This window comes from Streptomyces humi, assembly GCF_001005085.2.
Lineage (GTDB): Bacteria > Actinomycetota > Actinomycetes > Streptomycetales > Streptomycetaceae > Streptomyces > Streptomyces humi.
Window position 1 is genome coordinate 1 of sequence record NZ_LBMU02000029.1, and the last position, 18,994, is coordinate 18,994.

At 72.2% G+C, this 18,994-nt stretch carries 17 protein-coding genes; 12 read left to right on the top strand and 5 right to left on the bottom strand.

Translation table 11 applies throughout. From position 1 onward, the window contains the following. The 3 genes from AAW13_RS13715 to AAW13_RS13725 all read right to left on the bottom strand — a co-directional run. Positions 1–1,354, bottom strand: a 1,354-nt coding sequence (locus tag AAW13_RS13715; protein ID WP_107483320.1) for an ABC transporter transmembrane domain-containing protein, incomplete at its 3' end; no start/stop codon positions are given. Between the two features lie 24 nt (positions 1,355–1,378). Continuing rightward, positions 1,379–3,241, bottom strand: a complete 1,863-nt coding sequence (locus tag AAW13_RS13720; RefSeq protein WP_046730720.1) for an ABC transporter ATP-binding protein — start codon at positions 3,239–3,241, stop codon at positions 1,379–1,381. Then, a complete protein-coding gene (locus tag AAW13_RS13725) occupies positions 3,238–5,130 on the bottom strand; it encodes an ABC transporter ATP-binding protein (RefSeq protein ID WP_046730719.1) in 1,893 nt (630 codons plus the stop codon). Before AAW13_RS13725 ends, AAW13_RS13720 begins: the two co-directional genes overlap by 4 nt. 195 nt (positions 5,131–5,325) lie before the next feature. On the opposite strand from AAW13_RS13725, the gene AAW13_RS13730 reads away from it, so the two are divergent. The 4 genes from AAW13_RS13730 to AAW13_RS13745 are packed head-to-tail and all read left to right on the top strand — an operon-like array spanning position 5,326 to position 8,902. Further along, a complete protein-coding gene (locus AAW13_RS13730; protein ID WP_046730718.1) occupies positions 5,326–6,234 on the top strand; it encodes an ABC transporter ATP-binding protein in 909 nt (302 codons plus the stop codon). After that, on the top strand, positions 6,231–6,965 hold the full coding sequence (locus AAW13_RS13735; RefSeq protein ID WP_046730717.1) for an ABC transporter permease: 735 nt from the start codon (positions 6,231–6,233) through the stop codon (positions 6,963–6,965). The genes AAW13_RS13730 and AAW13_RS13735 overlap by 4 nt, the downstream gene beginning before the upstream one ends. A gap of 25 nt (positions 6,966–6,990) precedes the next feature. Then, entirely contained in the window at positions 6,991–8,256 is a 1,266-nt protein-coding gene (locus tag AAW13_RS13740) for a sensor histidine kinase (RefSeq protein WP_046730716.1), read from the top strand. Then, a complete protein-coding gene (locus tag AAW13_RS13745) occupies positions 8,246–8,902 on the top strand; it encodes a response regulator (RefSeq protein WP_046730715.1) in 657 nt (218 codons plus the stop codon). Before AAW13_RS13740 ends, AAW13_RS13745 begins: the two co-directional genes overlap by 11 nt. 18 nt (positions 8,903–8,920) lie before the next feature. On the opposite strand, the gene glgX is transcribed toward AAW13_RS13745, so the two are convergent. After that, positions 8,921–11,152 (bottom strand): glycogen debranching protein GlgX, encoded by a 2,232-nt coding sequence (gene glgX, locus AAW13_RS13750; protein ID WP_206306211.1) that lies wholly within the window; start codon positions 11,150–11,152, stop codon positions 8,921–8,923. Positions 11,153–11,392: 240 nt separating this feature from the next. Between glgX and AAW13_RS13755 the strand changes: the two genes are divergently transcribed. From AAW13_RS13755 to AAW13_RS13780, 6 genes are all read left to right on the top strand, one after another. Then, complete coding sequence (locus tag AAW13_RS13755; RefSeq protein ID WP_071659539.1) at positions 11,393–12,628, top strand: L,D-transpeptidase; 1,236 nt, start codon at positions 11,393–11,395, stop codon at positions 12,626–12,628. Between the two features lie 153 nt (positions 12,629–12,781). Then, positions 12,782–14,032, top strand: a complete 1,251-nt coding sequence (locus tag AAW13_RS13760; RefSeq protein WP_206306212.1) for a L,D-transpeptidase — start codon at positions 12,782–12,784, stop codon at positions 14,030–14,032. Positions 14,033–14,120: 88 nt separating this feature from the next. Next, positions 14,121–14,888, top strand: a complete 768-nt coding sequence (locus AAW13_RS13765) for an enoyl-CoA hydratase/isomerase family protein (protein WP_046730712.1) — start codon at positions 14,121–14,123, stop codon at positions 14,886–14,888. Positions 14,889–15,072: 184 nt separating this feature from the next. Then, positions 15,073–15,681 carry an ATP-binding protein gene (locus tag AAW13_RS13770; protein WP_079178808.1) on the top strand — a complete coding sequence of 203 codons (609 nt, stop codon included), beginning with the start codon at positions 15,073–15,075 and terminating at the stop codon, positions 15,679–15,681. 48 nt (positions 15,682–15,729) lie between these two features. Beyond that, positions 15,730–16,527, top strand: coding sequence for a polysaccharide deacetylase family protein (locus tag AAW13_RS13775; RefSeq protein WP_046730710.1), 798 nt, complete (start codon positions 15,730–15,732; stop codon positions 16,525–16,527). Further along, positions 16,524–17,711, top strand: a complete 1,188-nt coding sequence (locus AAW13_RS13780; RefSeq protein ID WP_046730709.1) for a YncE family protein — start codon at positions 16,524–16,526, stop codon at positions 17,709–17,711. The genes AAW13_RS13775 and AAW13_RS13780 overlap by 4 nt, the downstream gene beginning before the upstream one ends. Positions 17,712–17,751: 40 nt before the next feature. Here the strand turns inward: AAW13_RS13780 and AAW13_RS13785 are convergent, their stop codons facing one another. Then, positions 17,752–18,435 (bottom strand): GNAT family N-acetyltransferase, encoded by a 684-nt coding sequence (locus AAW13_RS13785; RefSeq protein WP_046730708.1) that lies wholly within the window; start codon positions 18,433–18,435, stop codon positions 17,752–17,754. Between AAW13_RS13785 and AAW13_RS47755 the strand changes: the two genes are divergently transcribed. Together AAW13_RS47755 and AAW13_RS13795 are read left to right on the top strand one after the other, a co-directional pair. Next, positions 18,434–18,691, top strand: coding sequence for a hypothetical protein (locus tag AAW13_RS47755; protein ID WP_046730707.1), 258 nt, complete (start codon positions 18,434–18,436; stop codon positions 18,689–18,691). The genes AAW13_RS13785 and AAW13_RS47755 overlap by 2 nt on opposite strands. 79 nt (positions 18,692–18,770) lie before the next feature. Beyond that, positions 18,771–18,983, top strand: a complete 213-nt coding sequence (locus tag AAW13_RS13795; RefSeq protein WP_046730706.1) for an EF-hand domain-containing protein — start codon at positions 18,771–18,773, stop codon at positions 18,981–18,983. Positions 18,984–18,994 lie beyond the last annotated feature (11 nt).

Below are 18,994 nucleotides of genomic sequence, written 5' to 3' on the forward strand. Positions count from 1 at the left end.
GGGGGCTTGTCGCGCAGTTCCCCGCGCCCCTCTGGGGCGCGTCGCGATGCGGCCCCGCGCCCCTGACGGGGCGCTCCGTGCCTGCGCTGATCGAGTCGCGCAGGGTGCCGGCGAACAGGTGGGCCTCGTTGTCGGCCACCAGGATGCGGGAGCGGACCTCCGGGAGCGGGACCGCGTCCAGGCGTACCGGTCCCCAGGTCACGTCCGACGGCAAGTACCTGCCCAGGCGGTCGACCACCGTCGTCGTCTCCGTGGCGCTCGCGCCGACCAGGGCCGTCAGGAGGCCCGGGCGTACCCGTACCCCCGACTCCGGGTCGTGCAGGACGGCCGGCTCCGCCGGTGCCCGGTCGGTGGCCGCGGGCTGCTCCGGCTCCAGGCGCAGCAGGCGTACGACCCGGCGGGCGGCCACCACGCCACGGCTCAGCTGGTAGCCCATGTCCAGGAAGAAGGCCACCGGACCCACCAGGACCGCGACATAGCCGTACACCGACACCAGCTGGCCCACCGTGATCTCGCCCTGGGCGGTCATCCGGGCCGCGATCCAGGTGACCACCGCCAGGTACACCGTGGGCAGGCCCATGCCCAGGGCCTGGACCCAGCTGGCCACCGCGCCCACCCGGTAGCCCTGGGCGCGCAGATGCTGGGAGTCGCGGCGGAAGGCGTCCGCGAACAGGCCCTTGCCGCCGAGGCCGTTGAGCACGCGCAGGCCGCCCGCCAGATCCCCGATGCGGGCCGTCAGGATGCCCTGGCGTTCCCGGTACTCGGTCTCCCTGCCCTGGAGCCGTCGGGTCAGCGGGCCCGCGAACAGGGCCACCACCGGCACCCCGAGCAGCACCACCGCGGTCAGCAGCGGCGATACCGTCGACAGCAGGCCGGCCACCACCGCGTACACCACGACCGCGCCCACCCCGGGGCCGACGACGGTGAGCGCCTGGGCGATGGTGTGCACGTCGCCGACGCCGATCGTGACGACCTCACCGGCCCCGGCCCGGCGCGGCAGTTCGGCGCCGAGCCGGACCGCGTGCCCGACGACCACCTTGATCGTGCGGAAGTAGGCGTCCATCCGCACCCGGGTCATCGTGCGGTGGCGCATGATGCTCACCCACGCGTTGACCGCCCCGAGCAGGAAGATCGCCGCCGTCCACCCGGCCAGCACCGCCATCCTGCCCGGCACCAGGCCGTCGTCGACGGCGCGGGCCATCAGGTACGGCGTCCCGGCCATCAAGGTCAGCCAGACACTGCCGAGCAGCGCCCCGGCGAGCGACCGGCCGGCCTGCACGCGCACCAGCCACCACAGGTAGTACCAGCCGCCGCGCGTGTCGGGCGTGCCCGGATCCTCGTACGCGTCGATCACCTTGCGAGCCCCCGATCCCTCGGTCTACGCGAGACTGTCCCGCCACGCCCGGTGCAGATCCGCGAACCTGCCGGTCCCGGCGATGAGTTCGGCCGGGCGGCCGTCCTCGACGATCCGGCCCTGCTCCATCACCAGCACCCGGTCGGCGATCTCCACGGTCGACAGGCGGTGCGCGATCACCACCGCCGTACGGCCCTTGAGCACGGTCTGCATCGCCCGCTGCACGGCCCGTTCCCCGGGGACGTCCAGCGAACTGGTCGCCTCGTCGAGGATCAGCACCGCCGGGTCGGCGAGCAAGGCGCGCGCGAACGCCACCAGTTGGCGCTGGCCCGCCGAAATGCGCCCGCCGCGCTTGCGGACGTCCGTGTCGTAGCCGTCGGGCAGGGCCGCGATGAACTCGTGCGCGCCGATCGCCTTCGCCGCCTGCTCGACATCCTCACGGGTGGCGTCCGGCCGGCCGATCGCGATGTTCTCGGCGACCGTACCGGAGAACAGGAACGACTCCTGGGTCACCATCACCACCCCGCGCCGCAGTTCGGCCACGGCCAGTTCGCGCAGGTCCACCCCGTCCAGGAGGACCCGGCCCGCGGACGGGTCGTAGAAGCGGGCGAGGAGTTTGGCGAGGGTCGACTTGCCCGCGCCGGTGGAACCGACGACCGCGACCGTCTGGCCGGCCGGCAGGGTGAGGTCGAAGCGGGGGAGCACCTCGCCGCCGGTGCGGTAGGCGAACCGGACGCCGTCGAAGACGACCTCGCGGCCGGGCAGTCCGGTGGCGCGCGGGGGCAGCTCCGCCGGCACCGAGGGCTCGGGCACGGACGGCGTCTGGGCCAGCAGACCCGCGATCTTCTCCAGCGAGGCCGCCGCCGACTGGTACGAGTTGAGGAACATGCCGAGCCGGTCGATCGGGTCGTACAGGCGGCGCAGGTACAGCACCGCGGCGGCCAGCACGCCCAGTTCCAGTGAGCCGGACGCCACCCGGTAGGCGCCCCACAGCACGATCCCCGCGACCGCCGTGTTGGCGACCAGCCGGGAGCCCACGACATACCGGGCCATCTCCAGGAGGGCGTCGCCGTTGGTGCGCTCGTGGCGGCGGTTCAGCACGGCGAACTCGGCGTCGTTGGCGGCCTCCCGGCGGAACGCGCGCACCGGACGGATGCCGTTCATCGTCTCCACGAACTTCACGATCACCGCCGCGATCGCCGTGGACCGCGCCTTGTACACCCGTACCGCCCGCCGCTGGTAGATCCGCACCAGCAGGTACAGCGGGACGAACGAGGCGACGGCGACCGCGCCGAGCCCCGCGTCCAGCCAGAGCAGCATCGCCGAGATGTAGACGAAGGACAGGATGACCGTGACCAGCTCCTGGAGGCCTTCGTTCAGCAGCTCGCGCAGCGACTCGACGTCCGTGGTGGAGCGGGAGATGAGCCGTCCCGACGTGTAGCGCTCGTGGAAGTCGACGCTCAGCGCCTGGGCGTGCCGGAAGATCCGGCCGCGCAGGTCCAGCAGTACGTCCTGGTTGACGCGCGCGGACGCCTCGACGAACGCGTACTGGAGGCCGCCGGAGAGCAGCGCGCACAGGCCGTAGCCCACCGCGACCGCGATCAGCGGGCCGTGGTCGTGGTGGCGGAACGCCGGTACGGCCCGGTCGATGGCGTACGCCACCAGCAGCGGGCCGGCCTGCACCGCCGCCTGCTGGAGCAGCAGCAGGAGCGTGGTGACGGCGACCCGCGCCTTCATGGGCGCGAGGAGCGAGCGGAGCAGGTCAGCCGTGGCGCCCGGCGGGGTGGGCAGCACGTCCTGGTCGAAGGGGTCGCCGTCGCCCCGGACCCGCGGGCCGGGGAGTTCGTCGTCCTCGTCGGGGACGGGCAGGGAGGTGGCGGTGGTCATCGGCGGTGATCCTCCCCGGACATGAGGTGGGCGTACTCCGCGTTGTCGCGGAGCAGTTCGTGGTGGGTGCCGACAGCGGTGATCCGGCCACCGGAGAGCAGGGCGACGCGGTCGGCGAGCAGCACGGTGGACGGGCGGTGGGCGACGATCAGCGCGGTGGTGTCGGCGAGAACGTCGCGCAGGGCGGCCTCGACGGCGGCCTCCGTGTGCACGTCCAGGGCGGACAGGGGGTCGTCCAGCACCAGGAAACGGGGCCGGCCGACGACCGCCCGGGCGAGCGCGAGGCGCTGGCGCTGGCCACCGGAGAGACTGAGGCCCTGCTCGCCGACCTGGGTGCCGGTGCCCTGGGGGAGGGCGTGCGCGAAGTCGGCCTGGGCGACGGAGAGGGCGCGGACCAGCTCGGGCTCGCCGGCGGTGTCGTCGGCGCCCATGAGCACGTTCTCGCCGACGGAGGCCGAGAAGAGGGTGGGTTCCTCGAAGGCGACGGCGACCAGGGTGCGGAGTTCCTCGCGGGGCATGGCGGTGATGTCCGTGCCGTCCAGGGTGATCCGGCCGGAGGTGGCCTCGTGCAGGCGGGGGACGAGGGCCGTGAGCGTGGTCTTGCCGCTGCCGGTGGCGCCGACCAGGGCCATGGACTCACCGGGGCGGATGTGCAGGGTGATGTCCTCCAGGGTGGGGACCGAGTCCGGCGAGGCGTCCGGGTAGCGGAAGGAGACGGCGGTGAAGCGGATGCCATCGTTGTCGGGCGCGGGTCGGTGAGGGCTTGTCGCGCCGTTCCCCGCGCCCCTTTCGGGGCGCTGTCCGGACGCGGGATGCGAAGCGCCCCGAAGGGGCGCGGGGTACTGCGCGGCCCGCCCCCGCTCAGCCGCAGCCGCAGCCGCAGCGGCAGCGGCATCCTCTTCCAGCGCGTCCTGTACCTCGAAATACCGTTCCGTCGCCGTCGCCGCCTCCTGGCTCATCGCCAGCAGGAAGCCGATCGACTCCACCGGCCACCTCAGCGCCAGGGCCGTCGACAGGAACGCCACCAGGGTGCCGGCGCTCAGGTCGCCGTTCGCGACCTGCACCGAACCCCAGAACAGGGCCGCTCCGATGGCGATCTCCGGCAGCGTCACGATGACGCCCCAGATCGTCGCCAGCATCCGCGCCTTGCGCAGTTCCGTGCCCCGCAGCGTGCGGACCAGTTCCCGGAACGCGCGTGCCTGGCTGCGGTGGCGCCCGAAGCCCTTGATGATGCGGATGCCGAGCACGCTCTCCTCGACCACCGTCGTCAGGTCGCCGACCTGGTCCTGGGCGAGCCGGGCCACCTTCGCGTACCGCTTCTCGAAGATCACGCAGGTCCACATCACGGGGACCGTGGGCAACAGGATGACCAGGCCCAGCGTCCAGTCCTGCAACAGCATGATCACCACGCCGACCAGGATCGTGACCCCGTTGACCAGCAGGAAGGTCAGCGGGAAGGCGAGGAACATGCGGAGCAGCATCAGGTCGGTGGTGGCCCGGGAGAGCAACTGGCCGGAGGCCCAGCGGTCGTGGAAGGCGACCGGCAGCCGCTGGAGCCGGGCGTAGAGGGCCGCCCGCATCGACGCCTCGACGTGGGAGAGGGGTCTGGCGACCAGCCAGCGGCGCAGGCCGAAGAGCAACGCCTCCGCCAGTCCGAGCAGCAGCAGGTACAGCGCGCCAAGCCACACCCCGGCCGGATCACGGCCGGCCACCGGGCCGTCCACCATCCACTTGAGGACGAGGGGGATCACGAGCCCCGTACAGGAGGCGACTATCGCCACGAGAGCGGCGGAGAACAGCCGCACCCGCACCGGCCGTACGTAGGGCCACAGGCGCAGCAGGATACGGAGGGCGGACCGGTCGTTGGTGGTTGCACGTGTCGGAGGCATCAGGGCCGAGCCTACGGACCGGCACTGACGACGCCCACCGAGTTTTGGCCGGACCCGGATCCGTCACAGGGCCTACGACCTGGGAAGTGTTCGAGCGGTCGGACGATCGGACGCCCCGCGTCAACCGATCGGAGGATGCCGGGTCGAGCGGGGCGGGCGATGCGGCGGACCCGCTCCGGCCGGAACCCTCGGAGCATGCCGACCGTCATCGAAGTGACAGAACTGCGGAAGTCGTACGGCGGGCGGGCCGCCGTGGACGGGGTGGGCTTCGCCGTCGAGGAGGGGGAGATCTTCGGGATCCTCGGTCCGAACGGCGCCGGCAAGACCACCACCGTCGAGTGCGTGGAGGGGCTGCGGGTGCCGGACGGCGGGCGGGTCCGGGTCACCGGGCTCGATCCCGTCGCCGAGCACGAGCGGGTCGCCCTCGTCCTGGGCGCCCAGCTCCAGCAGAGCGAACTCCAGCCGAAGCTGACCGTCCGCGAGGCGCTGGAGCTGTACGCCTCCTTCTATCCGAACCCGGCCGACTGGCGGCCGCTCGCCGAGCGACTCGGGCTCACCGGCAGGCTCGGCACCCGGTTCGGCAAGCTCTCCGGGGGCCAGCGGCAACGCCTCTTCATCGCGCTGGCCCTGGTCGGGAATCCGCGCGTCGTCGTCCTCGACGAACTGACCACCGGGCTCGACCCGCGCGCCCGGCGGGACACCTGGGCGCTGATCGAGGACGTCCGGGACCGCGGGGTCACCGTCCTGCTCGTCACCCACTTCATGGAGGAGGCGCAGCGGCTCTGCGACCGGATCGCCGTGATCGACAGGGGGCGGGTGGCCGCCCTGGACACCCCGGCCGGGCTGATCCGCCGCTCCGCGGGCGCCACCGTCATCAGCTTCACCCCGTCCGCCCCGCTGGACGACCACGACCTCGCCGCCCTCCCCGCCCTCGCCTCCGTCGAGCGCAAGGACGGCCGGATCACGCTCGCCGGCACCGACGAGACCGTGAACGCGGTCATCACCCTGCTCGCCCGCCACCGCGTCACCGCCCACCAGTTGCGGGTGGTGGACGCGACCCTCGACGACGCCTTCCTGGACCTGACGAAGGAGGAAGCGGTATGAACACCGCGGTCCTGCGGACCGAGTTCCGTCTGTTCCGCCGTGAACCCGGCGCCGTCTTCTGGGTGTTCCTGTTCCCGACGCTGCTGCTGGTGATCCTCGGCTCGATCCCCTCGTTCCGGGACGCCGACACGTCCCTCGGCGGACTGCGGCCCGTGGACGCGTACGTGCCCGTCGCCGTGCTGATCGCCCTCATCATGTCCGGGGTGCAGACCCTGCCCCAGGCCCTCACCGGCTACCGCGAGCGGGGCATCCTGCGCCGCACGCGGCTCACCCCGGTGCGGCCCGCGGCGCTGCTGTCCGCGCAGATGGCCGTCCAGGGCACGGTCGCCCTCGGCTCGGCGCTGCTCGCGCTCACCGTCGGCCGGCTGGCCTTCGGCGTACGACTGCCGCGGCAGCCCGGCGGCTACCTGCTGGCGCTGCTGCTCGCGGCGGCGGCCGCCCTGGCCCTCGGTTCCGTCGTCTCGGCGCTCTCCCGCACGACGAGGATCGCGGGCGCGATCGGTTCGGCGGTGTTCTTCCCGATGATGTTCTGCGCGGGCGTGTGGATCCCGGTGCGGGAGATGCCGCACACCATGGCCCGGATCGTCCAGCTGACCCCGTTCGGCGCGGCGGCCCGCGCCCTGGACCAGGCCGCCGCCGGGCACTGGCCGGGCTGGGAACACCTGGGCGTGCTCGCCGTGTGGGCGGTGCTGCTCACGGCGGGGGCCGCCCGCTGGTTCCGCTGGGAGTAGGCGGCCGGCCGTGCAGACTGGGGACATGACCGCGGTGGACAGCCGGATCGACCGGCGCTGGGACCAGCTGCACACCTGGGGTCCGTACGGGCTGCTCGGCGTCGGTGTCGTCCTCGCCGTCGCCTCCGCCGACCCGCATGCCGCGCCGGTCAAGTGGTACACGGGCTGGTCGCTGGTCGGTGCCTCGCTCGCACTCCAGCTCTGGTGGCACGGCACCCGGGTGCGCAGGCCCGGTCGCGGCCGGGCGCCGTCCCGGTCGGGGACGGTGTACTACGCCGTGCGCTGGGCCCTCGCCTTCGTCCTCACCTGGCTCAACCCGTTCTTCGCGTTCTACGCCGCCGCCGGCTACATGGACGCCGACGAGACGCTGCCGCCCAGGTGGCAGCGGATCGGACTGCTCGCGAGCGCGGTCACCGTGGCCGGCGCGCAGGCCGGCGGGCTGCCGCTCGCCGGCGCCGTCCAGTGGCTCCTCTTCATCCCGCTCGTGGTCGCCAACTCCGGTCTGCAAATGGTCGTCGCCCACCTCGACGAACAGGAGAGGCGGCGCTCGCGCGAGCGCACCGAGACCATCGCCGAACTGGAACGCACCAACGTCGCCCTCCAGCAGGCCCTCGACGAGAACGCGGCCCTGCACGCCCAACTCCTGGTCCAGGCACGGGAGGCCGGGGTCGCCGACGAACGCCGGCGGCTGGCGGCCGAGATCCACGACACCATCGCCCAGGGACTGGCCGGGATCATCGCCCAGCTCCAGGTCGTCATCAACACCCCCGACCCGGGGACGGCCACGGACCACGCGGGCCGCGCGCTGGCACTGGCCCGGCACAGCCTGGGGGAGGCCCGCCGCTCCGTGCACAACCTGGCGCCGGTCGCCCTGGAACACGACGGCCTGCCCGAGGCGCTGACGAAGACGGTCGCCGAATGGGGCGAACACACCGGCGTCCGAGTCGAGTTCACCGTCACCGGCACCGCCGAGCACCTGCACGGCGAGGTCGCGGCCACCCTCCTGCGCATCGTCCAGGAGGCCCTTTCCAACGCGGCCCGGCACGCGCGGGCCTCCCGGGTCGGAGTCACCCTCTCCTACCTGGGCGACGAGGTGATCCTCGACATCCGCGACGACGGCACCGGCTTCGACCCGCTCGCCGTGCCCGCCCGCAGCCGCGCCGGCGGCTTCGGCCTCGACGGGATGCGGGCCCGCGCCGAACGCATCGCCGGTTCGCTCACCGTGGAGTCCGAACCGGGGCTCGGCACGGCCCTGTCGGCACGCGTACCGTTGGTCCGCCATGACAGCTGAGCCGACCGCCGACACCCCCGTCTCCCTGCTGATCGTCGACGACCATCCCGTGGTCCGCGACGGCCTGCGCGGCATGTTCGAGTCCGCCCCCGGTTTCACGGTCCTCGGCGAGGCCGCGAACGGTGTGGAGGCGGTCACGCTGGCCGCGGCCCTCGACCCGGACGTGATCCTCATGGACCTGCGGATGCCGGGCGGCGGCGGAGTCGACGCCATCCGCGAACTGACCCGGTGCGACGCCCGCGCCAGGGTCCTCGTCGTCACCACGTACGACACCGACTCCGACACCCTGCCCGCGATCGAGGCCGGCGCCACCGGCTACCTCCTCAAGGACGCCCCGCGCGAGGAGCTGTTCACCGCCGTCCGCGCCGCCGCCCAGGGCCGCACCGTGCTCTCCCCGGCCGTCGCCTCCCGGCTGGTCTCCGCCGTCCGCGCCCCCGGCGCCCCGGGCAACGAACCGCTGTCCGGCCGTGAACGCGAGGTGCTGGCCCTGGTCGCCCGGGGCACCTCCAACCGCGAGATCGCCCGTGAACTCTTCATCAGCGAGGCCACGGTGAAGACCCACCTCACCCACCTGTACGCCAAACTCGGCGTCAAGGACCGCGCGGCAGCGGTCGCGACCGCGTACCAGCGGGGCATCCTCGGCTAGCGCCGGCAGGGGGCGGGTTCAGCCCGCCACCCGGAGCAGCAGCACCGACCGCGCCGGCACCGTGATCGCCGTCCCCGCCCGGTGCACCACCCCGGGTGCCGCCCGCTGCTCCTCCCACGAGGTGTCCACGACCACCTCGTAGCGTTCCGCCCAGGGCGGCCCCGGCAGCACGAACCGGGCCGGACGGTCGCCGGCGTGCAGGACGGTCAGGAAACTGTCGTCCAGCACCGGCGCCCCGCGCTCGTCGCGGCCGGGGATGTCCCGCCCCGAGAGGTACATGCCGAGGGTCGCGGCGGGCGCGTACCAGTCGCCCTCCGTCATCTCCTCCCCGCGCGCCGTGAACCAGGCCAGGTCGCGCAGCCCGTCCGCGGAGTGCGCGCGCCCCGAGAAGAAGGCGCGGCGGCGCAGCACCGGATGGCGGTGGCGCAGCGCGATGAGCCGGGCGGTCAGGTCGAACAGGGCCCGCCAGCGCGGGTCCGCCAGCAGCTCCCAGTCCAGCCAGCTGATGTCGTTGTCCTGGCAGTAGGCGTTGTTGTTGCCGCGCTGGGTGCGGCCCAGCTCGTCACCCGCGACCAGCATCGGGACCCCCGTCGACAGCAGCAGCGTCGTCAGCAGGTTCCGCAACTGCCGCCTGCGCAGCGTCTGTACGGCCTGGTCGTCGGTCTCGCCCTCGGCCCCGCAGTTCCAGGAGCGGTTGTCGTTCGAGCCGTCCCGGTTGTGCTCGCCGTTCGCCTCGTTGTGCTTCGCCTCGTACGACACCAGGTCGCGCAGCGTGTAACCGTCGTGCGCGGTGATGAAGTTGACGGAGGCGTAGGGGCGGCGCCCGCCCCAGGCGTAGAGGTCGCTGGAGCCGGAGAGGCGGTAGCCGAGGTCGTGGACGTCGGGGAGGGCGCCGCGCCAGAAGTCCCGGACCGCGTCGCGGTAGCGGTCGTTCCACTCGGTCCACAGCGGCGGGAACGCGCCCACCTGGTAGCCGCCGGAGCCCACGTCCCAGGGTTCGGCGATCAGCTTCACCCGGCGCAGCACCGGGTCCTGGGCGATGACGGCCAGGAAGGGGGAGAGCATGTCGACGTCGTGCATCGAACGCGCCAGCGCCGCCGCGAGGTCGAAGCGGAAGCCGTCCACGCCCATCTCGGTCACCCAGTAGCGCAGCGAGTCGGTGATCAGGCGCAGCACGTGCGGGCGGACCACGTGCAGGGTGTTGCCGCAGCCGGTGTAGTCGGCGAAGCGACGGGCGTCGTCCTGGAGGCGGTAGTAACCCCGGTTGTCGATGCCCTTCAGGGACAGCGTCGGGCCCAGCTCGCCCGCCTCCGCGGTGTGGTTGTAGACCACGTCGAGGACGACCTCGATGCCGGCCGCGTGCAGCGCGCGCACCATCCGCTTGAACTCGCCGACCTGCTGTCCCGTCGTACCGGAGGCCGCGTAGGCCGCGTGCGGGGCGAAGTAGCCGATGGAGTTGTAGCCCCAGTAGTTCCTCAGGCCGCGCTTCAGCAGGTGGTCCTCGTGGGCGAACTGGTGGACGGGGAGCAGCTCCACCGCCGTCACACCCAGGTTCACCAGGTGCTCGATCGCGGCCGGGTGCGCCAGCCCCGCGTAGGTGCCGCGCAGTTCCTCGGGTATGCCCGGATGCAGTCTGGTGAAGCCGCGCACGTGCAGCTCGTAGATGACGGAGTCCGCCCACGGGGTCTTCGGGCGGTGGTCGTCGGACCAGTCGTCGTCATCGTGGACGACGACGCCCTTCGGGACGTACGGCGCCGAGTCCCGGTCGTCGCGGACCGTGTCGGCGACCTGCTGGTCGGGCCAGTCCCGGACGTGCCCGTACACCTCGGGCGGCAGCGCGAACTCGCCGTCCACCGCCCGCGCGTAGGGATCGAGGAGCAGTTTCGCCGGGTTCCAGCGGGCGCCGGTCCACGGATCCCAGCGGCCGTCCACCCGGTAGCCGTACCGCTGCCCCGGCAGCACACCGGGCACGAACCCGTGCCAGATCTCGTGCGTGAGTTCGGTCAGCCGGAGCTGGGTCTCCCGCCCGTGCTCGTCGAAGAGGCACAGCCGGACCGCCTCCGCCCCGGCCGCCCACAGCGCGAAGTTGGTGCCCGCCACCCCGTCGGGACCGACCCGGAACCGGGCGCCCAGCGGGGTCGACGCCCCCGGCCAGGCGGACGGGACGGGCAGCGGCGTCCCGTTCACCGCGGGGGCTTCCGCCCTCGGGGCCCGCGCCGGTGCTCCCTGCTGCTCGGCTGCGCTCGTCACGTCGGCCCCTTTATTCGTTCCGCGGCTCGCCGGCCCCCGGGGCGCACCGGACCCGCGCCCGGACAGCCGTCCGCACCCGGGCTCCCGGCCCCGGGCACGGACGGCATCCGTCACGGACGCGCCCGCGGCGGCTCGTCCACGGGCGCGGCGGCTCCCCAGCTCGTCGTCCTTCCCTCTGTTCTGCCCAGTGCCGGCGTCGCACTCACGTTTCCCCGGGGCATGCCCGATCGTTAGCGGCACGTGACGCATGCACAAGGGCGCGCACGGCGCGCGGGGGCCGCGCTGGCCGCGGTACTGACATGGGGGATGCTGCTGGCGGGCGCCGCCGGCTGCTCCTCGGACGAGACGCACGGACTGGGCGTCGACCACGTCCTCGGGGGCGCGCCGCCGTCGCCCGAGGACGTCATCCGCATCTCCCCGGACGACGGCGCCACGGGCGTGCGCCCCGGCGCGGGGCTGACGGTGCGGGTGCCGAGCGGTCGGCTCGAGTCGGTGAACGTCGTCCGGTCCCAGGACGCCCAGGACTCCCCGGTCCCCGGGCACATCGCCGCGGACGGCGTGACCTGGCGGCCGGACGACCCGAAGCTGGCGCTGGCCGCCAAGTACACGGTGGACGCGATCGCCCTGGACGGCTCGGGCCGGCGCTCCGCCCGCCACACCACCTTCACCACGCTCGTCCCCGACGAACGCTTCATCGGGTACGTCACCCCCGAGAACCGGGCCACCGTGGGCACCGGGATGATCGTCTCCCTCGCGTTCAGCCGCGACATCGAGGACCGCGCCGCCGTCGAGCGCGCCGTGCGGGTCAGCGCCGCGCCCGCGGTCGACATCCGCCCGCACTGGTTCGGCAGGAACCGCCTCGACTTCCGCCCCGAGCGCTACTGGCAGCCCGGCACGGTCGTCACCGTCGACCTGAGGCTCCGTGACGTCGAAGGCGCCCGGGGCGTCTACGGCCTCCAGTACAAGACCTTCACCTTCACCGTCGGCCGCAGCCAGGTCTCCCTCGTCGACGCGGCCAAGCACACCATGGAGGTGACCCGCGACGGCGACCTGCTCGCCACCGTGCCGATCACCGCGGGCGCGCCCGCGCACACCACCTACAACGGGAAGATGGTGGTGATGGAGATGCACGAGGTCACCCGCATGAACAGCCGCACGGTCGGCTTCGGCGGCGAGTACGACATCCCCGACGTCCCGCACGCCCTCAAACTCACCGACTCCGGCACCTTCCTGCACGGCAACTACTGGGCGCCGGACGCCCCCGGCCGGGTCAACGTCAGCCACGGCTGCGTCGGCCTGCGCGACGTGAAGGGCGGCAGCTCGGACACGCCGGCCGGCTGGTTCTACGACCGCAGCCTGGTCGGGGACGTGGTCGAGGTCGTCAACAGCAACGACAGGACGGTCGCTCCCGACAACGGGCTCGGCGGCTGGAACATGGGGTGGAAGGAGTGGAAGGCGGGCGGCGCGGTCAAGTGACCGGGCGGCGGCCGGACGGTGGGGGGCGGAAGTTGCGACGCAACGGTGACATTCGCCCAACACCAAGCTCAAAACCCTGCGGTTAATATGCGCCAATGTGCGCGCTGAACGCGCCGGGGTGGGCCTGACCAGGCCCTGGGAGGGGAGAACGACTTGAACGTGCGGCCGATATCGGGGGCGTCGGTTCGGACTCGGAGGACTCGGGGGAGGCGGCTGGCGCTCGTGTCCGGCATATCCGGGGTCCTGCTGGTGGCCGTCACCGCGTGCGGGGGCGGCTCCTCCGACGACAAGGGGGCCGGGGACGGCGCCAGGCAGAAGGACTCGACGACCCAGGCGAGCAAGCAGTCCGTCGCCACGGTCAGCATCAGCCCCAGGTCCGGCGCGACCGGCGTGGACACCAGCGGGGCGCTCAAGGTCACCGCCGCCAAGGGCAAGCTGACCGACGTCGAGGTCAAGGACGCCAAGGGCCACAAGGTGGACGGCGCGATAGCCGCGGACGGCGTCAGCTGGACGCCGTCCCTGCACCTCGCCAACGCGACCAAGTACACCGTGCACGCGGTGGCCAAGGACGCCGAGGGCCGGGAGTCCGCCGAGGACTCCAGCTTCACCACCCTCACCCCGAAGAACACGTTCGTCGGGTACTTCACGCCGGAGGACGGCTCCACGGTCGGCGTCGGAATGCCGTTCTCCGTCCGCTTCACCCGGGGCATCACGGACCCGGCGGCCGTCGAGAAGGCCATCACCGTCAAGACCGAGCCGGCGGTCGACGTGCAGGGCCACTGGTTCGGCAACGACCGCCTCGACTTCCGGCCCGAGAACTACTGGAAGTCCGGCACGAAGGTCTCCGTCACCCTCGACCTCAACGGCGTCGAGGGCCGTGACGGGGTGTACGGCGAGCAGTCCAAGACCGTGAAGTTCACGATCGGCCGCAACCAGGTCTCCGTCGTCGACGCCAAGAAGCACACGATGAAGGTCATGCAGGACGGCAAGGTCGTGAAGACCCTCGCGGTCACGACCGGCAAGCCGGGCTACGACACGTGGAACGGCCAGATGGTCATCAGCGAGAAGCTGCGCGTCACGCGGATGAACGGCGAGACGGTCGGCTACGGCGGCGAGTACGACATCAAGGACGTGCCGGACGCGATGCGGCTGACCACGTCGGGAACGTTCATCCACGGCAACTACTGGGGCGGGGACGCCTTCGGCAACTACAACGCGAGCCACGGGTGCGTCGGCCTGCGGGACCTCCGCGGCGGCGGCGACCGGTCGGTGCCGGCCGCCTGGTTCTTCGACCACTCGATCATCGGTGACGTGGTGACGGTGAAGCACTCGAACGACCGGACGGTGTCGCCGGACAACGGCCTGAACGGCTGGAACATGTCCTGGAAGGAATGGACCGCGTAACCGTTCGGCTGTCGGCGCTCGGGGGCTGTTCGCGCAGTTCCCAGCGCCGCTGCGGGGCGCTGAATGAACCGGCGTTAACCTGCTCGGTATGACTGTGACCCTCGAAGTCGCCGAAGGTGTCGGTACGATCCGCCTCGACCGGCCGCCCATGAACGCGCTGGACGTCGCCACCCAGGACCGGATCAAGGAACTGGCGGAGGAGGCGGGCCGTCGCGAGGACGTTCGTGCCGTCGTCGTCTACGGCGGCGAGAAGGTCTTCGCGGCGGGAGCCGACATCAAGGAGATGCAGAACATGGACCACGCGGCCATGGTTCTGCGCGCCCGTGACCTCCAGGACTCCTTCACCGCCGTCGCCCGGATCCCCAAGCCGGTCGTCGCCGCCGTCACCGGCTACGCGCTGGGCGGCGGTTGTGAACTCGCGCTCTGCGCCGACTACCGGATCGCCGCCGACAACGCCAAGCTGGGGCAGCCCGAGATCCTGCTCGGGCTGATCCCGGGGGCCGGCGGCACCCAGCGGCTGCCCCGGCTCGTCGGCCCGTCCAAGGCCAAGGACCTGATCTTCACGGGCCGGATGGTCAAGGCCGACGAGGCGCTCGCCATCGGCCTCGTCGACCGCGTCGTACCCGCCGCCGACGTCTACTCCGAGGCGCACGCCTGGGCCGCCCGGCTCGCCCAGGGTCCGGCGATCGCGCTCCGGGCCGCCAAGGAGGCGATCGACACCGGTGTGGAGACGGACCTGGAGACCGGGCTCGCCGTCGAACGGAACTGGTTCGCGGGCCTGTTCGCGACCGAGGACCGGGAGCGCGGTATGCGCAGCTTCGTGGAGGAAGGGCCTGGCAAGGCCAAGTTCCTGTGATCTTCACCCTGTTGTGAATCCCCCGAACCACTTGCAATTGACGTGATGTCTGATTCCGGGTCCCTCGATGGGGCGGTTTATGGGAGCCTTAAGGCACCCTTAAGTCTGCCTTGTCGAGGGGGTCCGTCGATTGCCCGGAGATGAGCCTTCGCCGCAGGTCGGAAGGGGTGTCAGAGCCGTCGAAATGCCGATGGCATATGCCGATCGGCAGCCGCCGGGTGGAGTGTTCCCGGGGGCGTATTCCTCCGGAACGGCCCCGGAGCGCCCTCGGGGCGGCCATGATGGGGGCATGGCGGGGCTGGAGGGCATCGAACAGCCGCGGGGACACAGCCGTGCGGCCGCGGCACGGTGGTCGCCTGCGGTCGAGGACGAGCAGGCACTCAAGGCGATCGAACTGTTCGGCAACCCGACGGAAGCGGAGATTCCGCTGCCGTCCCGCCCCGAGTCCGCCGCGACCGCCCGCCGGCTCGCCCAGGTCGTCATCCTCCGCCAGTGGCGCCTCACCCCGAAGATGACGGAGGACGCGGTCTTACTCGTCTCCGAACTCGTGGGGAACGCGGTGCGACACACCGGGGCCCGCGTGTTCGGTCTGCGGATGCGCCGTCGGCCCGGCTGGATCAGGATCGAGGTCCGCGACCCGTCGCGCGGCCTGCCGTGCCTGATGCCGGTTCAGGAACTCGACATCAGCGGCCGGGGCCTGTTCCTGGTGGACAAACTGTCGGACCGTTGGGGCGTCGACCTGCTCCCGCGAGGCAAGACGACATGGTTCGAGATGCGGGTCGCCGACCGGTAGACCCGCAGTCGACGTCAATAGCCCATTTTCTTACCTATTCACCCTTAAATGGGGCAAGTGACCCCCACCAACCGACGTGACGTCCTCCGAGCAGGCGCCGGCCTGGTAGCCGGCGGCGCCATGGCCAACGGTTGCGGCACCACCGGCACGGCCACCGCAGCGCCCCCCACCTCACCCTCGGGCTCACCCCCCACCTCGCCCTCGGCCTCACCCCCGCCACCGTCATCGTCCGCCGCCGAACGGCTGCCCCTCCAAGTCACCCACGGCCCCCGCGACAGCGCGAACGTCGCGCTCACCTTCCACGGCCAGGGCGACCCCGCCCTGGCCACCCGGCTCCTCGCCACCGCCGAGCAGCACGGCGCCCACCTCACCGTGCTGGCCGTCGGCACCTGGCTCGACGCGTGTCCCGCGATGGCCCGCCGCATCCTCGACGGCGGTCACGACCTGGGCAACCACACCCAGCGGCACATCTCCATCAACGCCATGGCGGAGGCCGGCGCCCGCAAGGAGATCACCGACTGCGCCGACCGCCTCCGCCGGCTCACCGGTTCGGTCGGCCGCTGGTTCCGCCCGTCCAGGGCGGCGACCGCCTCGCCGCTCGTCGCCCGGCTCGCCGTCGCGGCCGGCTACCCGCACGTGCTGTCGTACGACGTCGACTCGCTCGACTACACCCGGCCCGGCGCGTCCGCCGTCACCCGCAAGGTGCTCGCCGAGGTCAGGGGCGGCTCCGTGGTCAGCATGCACTTCGGCTACCAGGACACGGTCGACGCCCTCCCCGACGTACTCCAAGAACTCCACCGCCGTGGACTGCGCGCGGTCACCACCACGGAGCTGCTGAGCCGATGAGAACCACGAAAGCCGCCCGTCTGCTGGCCGCCGGCGCCGTCCTCGCGGCCCTCGCGCTGCTCTCCGGGTGCAGCGACGACCCCGGCCGGCCCGCGGCCGCCGCGAGTACCGTTCCCGCGCGGCCGCAGGCCCGGCAGGAGGAACCGGCCGTCGACGGGCTGCCGGGCATGCCGCCGGTCCTCGACCCGAAGGACATGTACGCCGCCGACCGTCCCGGCCGGCTCTCCCCGGTGGTCAAGGGCTTCCCGTCCCTGGTCTACGTCCCCAACACCAACTCCGACACGGTCTCGGTCATCGACCCGAGGACGTACCGGGTGATCCGCACCATCCCGGTCGGCCGGCAGCCCCAGCACGTCGTGCCGTCCTGGGACCTGAAGACCCTGTGGGTCAACAACGACCTGGGCAACAGCCTCACCCCCATCGACCCGAGGACCGGCGAGGCCGGCCGGCCGGTCGCCGTGCACGACCCGTACAACCTGTACTTCACCCCCGACGGCAAGTACGCGATCGTGATGGCCTCCAACGACCGCGAGCTGGTCTTCCGGGACGCGCACACCATGAAGACCGTCAAGGTCCTTCCGGTCACCTGCTACGGCGTCAACCACGCCGACTTCTCCCTCGACGGCCGGTACTTCATCGTGTCCTGCGAGTTCAGCGGCGAACTGCTGAAGGTCGACACGGCACGGATGGAGGTGCTGCGGCAGGAGCGGCTGCCCCTCCACGGCGCGATGCCGCAGGACGTGAAGGCCTCCCCGGACGGCAAGCGGTTCTACATCGCGGACATGATGGCCGACGGACTGTGGGTCCTGGACGGCGACGCCTTCACCCGGCCCACCTTCCTGCCCACCGGCAAGGGCGCCCACGGGCTGTACGTCAGCCGGGACTCCCGGGAGATGTACATCTCCAACCGGGGCGAGGGCACCATCTCCGTCTTCGACTTCGCCCAGGACCGGCTGACCAAGAAGTGGCGGCTGCCCGGCGGCGGCAGCCCGGACATGGGCGGGGTGTCGGCGGACGGCAAGGTGCTCTGGCTGTCCGGCCGCTACAACTCCGAGGTGTACGCCATCGACACCCGCACCGGCACCGAACTCGCCCGCATCCACGTCGGCAGCGGACCGCACGGACTGGCCGTCTACCCGCAGCCCGGCCGCTACTCGCTCGGCCACACCGGGGTCTTCCGCTGACCGGGGGCCTCGGCCGGCCGGGGCCGGCCGCACGCCCGGCTCAGACCTCGTGCAGCAGGGCCTCGGCACCGACCGGCAGATAGCCCGCCGCCTGGAACGCCCGTACGCTCCGGGCGTTCCCCGGTGCGACCTGCGCCCACAGCGGCTCACCGGCGAGCCGGCGGGCGGCCGTCACCAGGGCGCGGCCCAGCCCCCGCTGCCGTGCCCCCTCCGCCACCTCCACCGACACCTCCAGGCGTCCGGCGACACCCCGGCCCAGCACCAGCACCCCGCCGTCGACGCCCCAGGCGCGCACCTCGTCACGGCGTGCGCGGGCGTAGGCGACCCGGGAGTGGTCGGGGCCGGTCAGCTCGGTCAGCGCGAGTTCCGGGCGGCCCGGGAGCGGTCCGGCGACCAGCAGCGCGTCGATCGTCTCCTGTTCCCGGCCGGTGCGGTCCATCAGCGCGGTGAGGAAACGCGCGTTCATGGTCGCGCACAGCGGGTCGCAGGGGATCGCGCGCAGGGTGTCGTACACCCAGTCCGGGTCCTCGTCCGTGAACACCACCGAGTGCGCGGTGAAGGAGAGCACCCCCGCGTCCCGCGGCGACGGCTGCGGTACGACCGTGGTGCCGCCGTCGGCGGGCGGGAGGACGCCCGCTGCCGCCGCGTCGAGAATGTCCCGCAGGGTCCCTGTCACCGTGCTCCTCGAGTCTCCACCCACTGGAAGGCCCACACTCGCAGACATGATCGACGACGGCACCGGACTTCTCACCACCGGGGAGCCGGCCGGGGCCACCGGGCTGGCGCGGCTGTCGGCCGCCGAACGGCAGCGGACCGTGGACGACTTCGTGGAGGAGGTCTTCGAGGGGCTGGACACGGCCGACCCGTGGATCCGGGAGCGCACCAGGACCCTCGGGCCGGCGCTGCCCGACGACCCGGCTCCCGAGCGGAGGCGCCGCCGCGGTACCAGGAGGAGTTCGGGTGGGTGGTCGCCGCACTGAAGGCCTGGCCGGGCCGTTAACCTGACCTGCGGCAGTACGCCGGTAATGCAGTTGGAACGTAGACAAAAGGGGCGGATCGGTGGCTGACATCGACGAGGCGCGCAAGCAGTTCGAGCGGATCGACGCGGACGGTGACGGATTCATCACCGCCGCCGAGTTCAAGTCCGCCCTCGCTCAGGGGGGTGACTGGAACGTCACCGACACGGTCGCCGAGAGCATCATCAGGACCCGCGACCTCAACGGCGACAAGGTCCTGTCGTTCGACGAGTTCTGGGCCTACCTGAACAAGTAGGCGTCAGGCAC

Bases quoted from the DNA above. Each gene is read 5' to 3' on its own strand.
- AAW13_RS13720 (WP_046730720.1), bottom strand. From the start codon at position 3,241: ATGACCACCGCCACCTCCCTGCCCGTCCCCGACGAGGACGACGAACTC.
- AAW13_RS13725 (WP_046730719.1), bottom strand. From the start codon at position 5,130: ATGCCTCCGACACGTGCAACCACCAACGACCGGTCCGCCCTCCGTATC.
- AAW13_RS13730 (WP_046730718.1), top strand. From the start codon at position 5,326: ATGCCGACCGTCATCGAAGTGACAGAACTGCGGAAGTCGTACGGCGGG.
- AAW13_RS13735 (WP_046730717.1), top strand. From the start codon at position 6,231: ATGAACACCGCGGTCCTGCGGACCGAGTTCCGTCTGTTCCGCCGTGAA.
- AAW13_RS13740 (WP_046730716.1), top strand. From the start codon at position 6,991: ATGACCGCGGTGGACAGCCGGATCGACCGGCGCTGGGACCAGCTGCAC.
- AAW13_RS13745 (WP_046730715.1), top strand. From the start codon at position 8,246: ATGACAGCTGAGCCGACCGCCGACACCCCCGTCTCCCTGCTGATCGTC.
- AAW13_RS13765 (WP_046730712.1), top strand. From the start codon at position 14,121: ATGACTGTGACCCTCGAAGTCGCCGAAGGTGTCGGTACGATCCGCCTC.
- AAW13_RS13770 (WP_079178808.1), top strand. From the start codon at position 15,073: ATGCCGATGGCATATGCCGATCGGCAGCCGCCGGGTGGAGTGTTCCCG.
- AAW13_RS13775 (WP_046730710.1), top strand. From the start codon at position 15,730: ATGGGGCAAGTGACCCCCACCAACCGACGTGACGTCCTCCGAGCAGGC.
- AAW13_RS13780 (WP_046730709.1), top strand. From the start codon at position 16,524: ATGAGAACCACGAAAGCCGCCCGTCTGCTGGCCGCCGGCGCCGTCCTC.
- AAW13_RS47755 (WP_046730707.1), top strand. From the start codon at position 18,434: ATGATCGACGACGGCACCGGACTTCTCACCACCGGGGAGCCGGCCGGG.
- AAW13_RS13785 (WP_046730708.1), bottom strand. From the start codon at position 18,435: ATGTCTGCGAGTGTGGGCCTTCCAGTGGGTGGAGACTCGAGGAGCACG.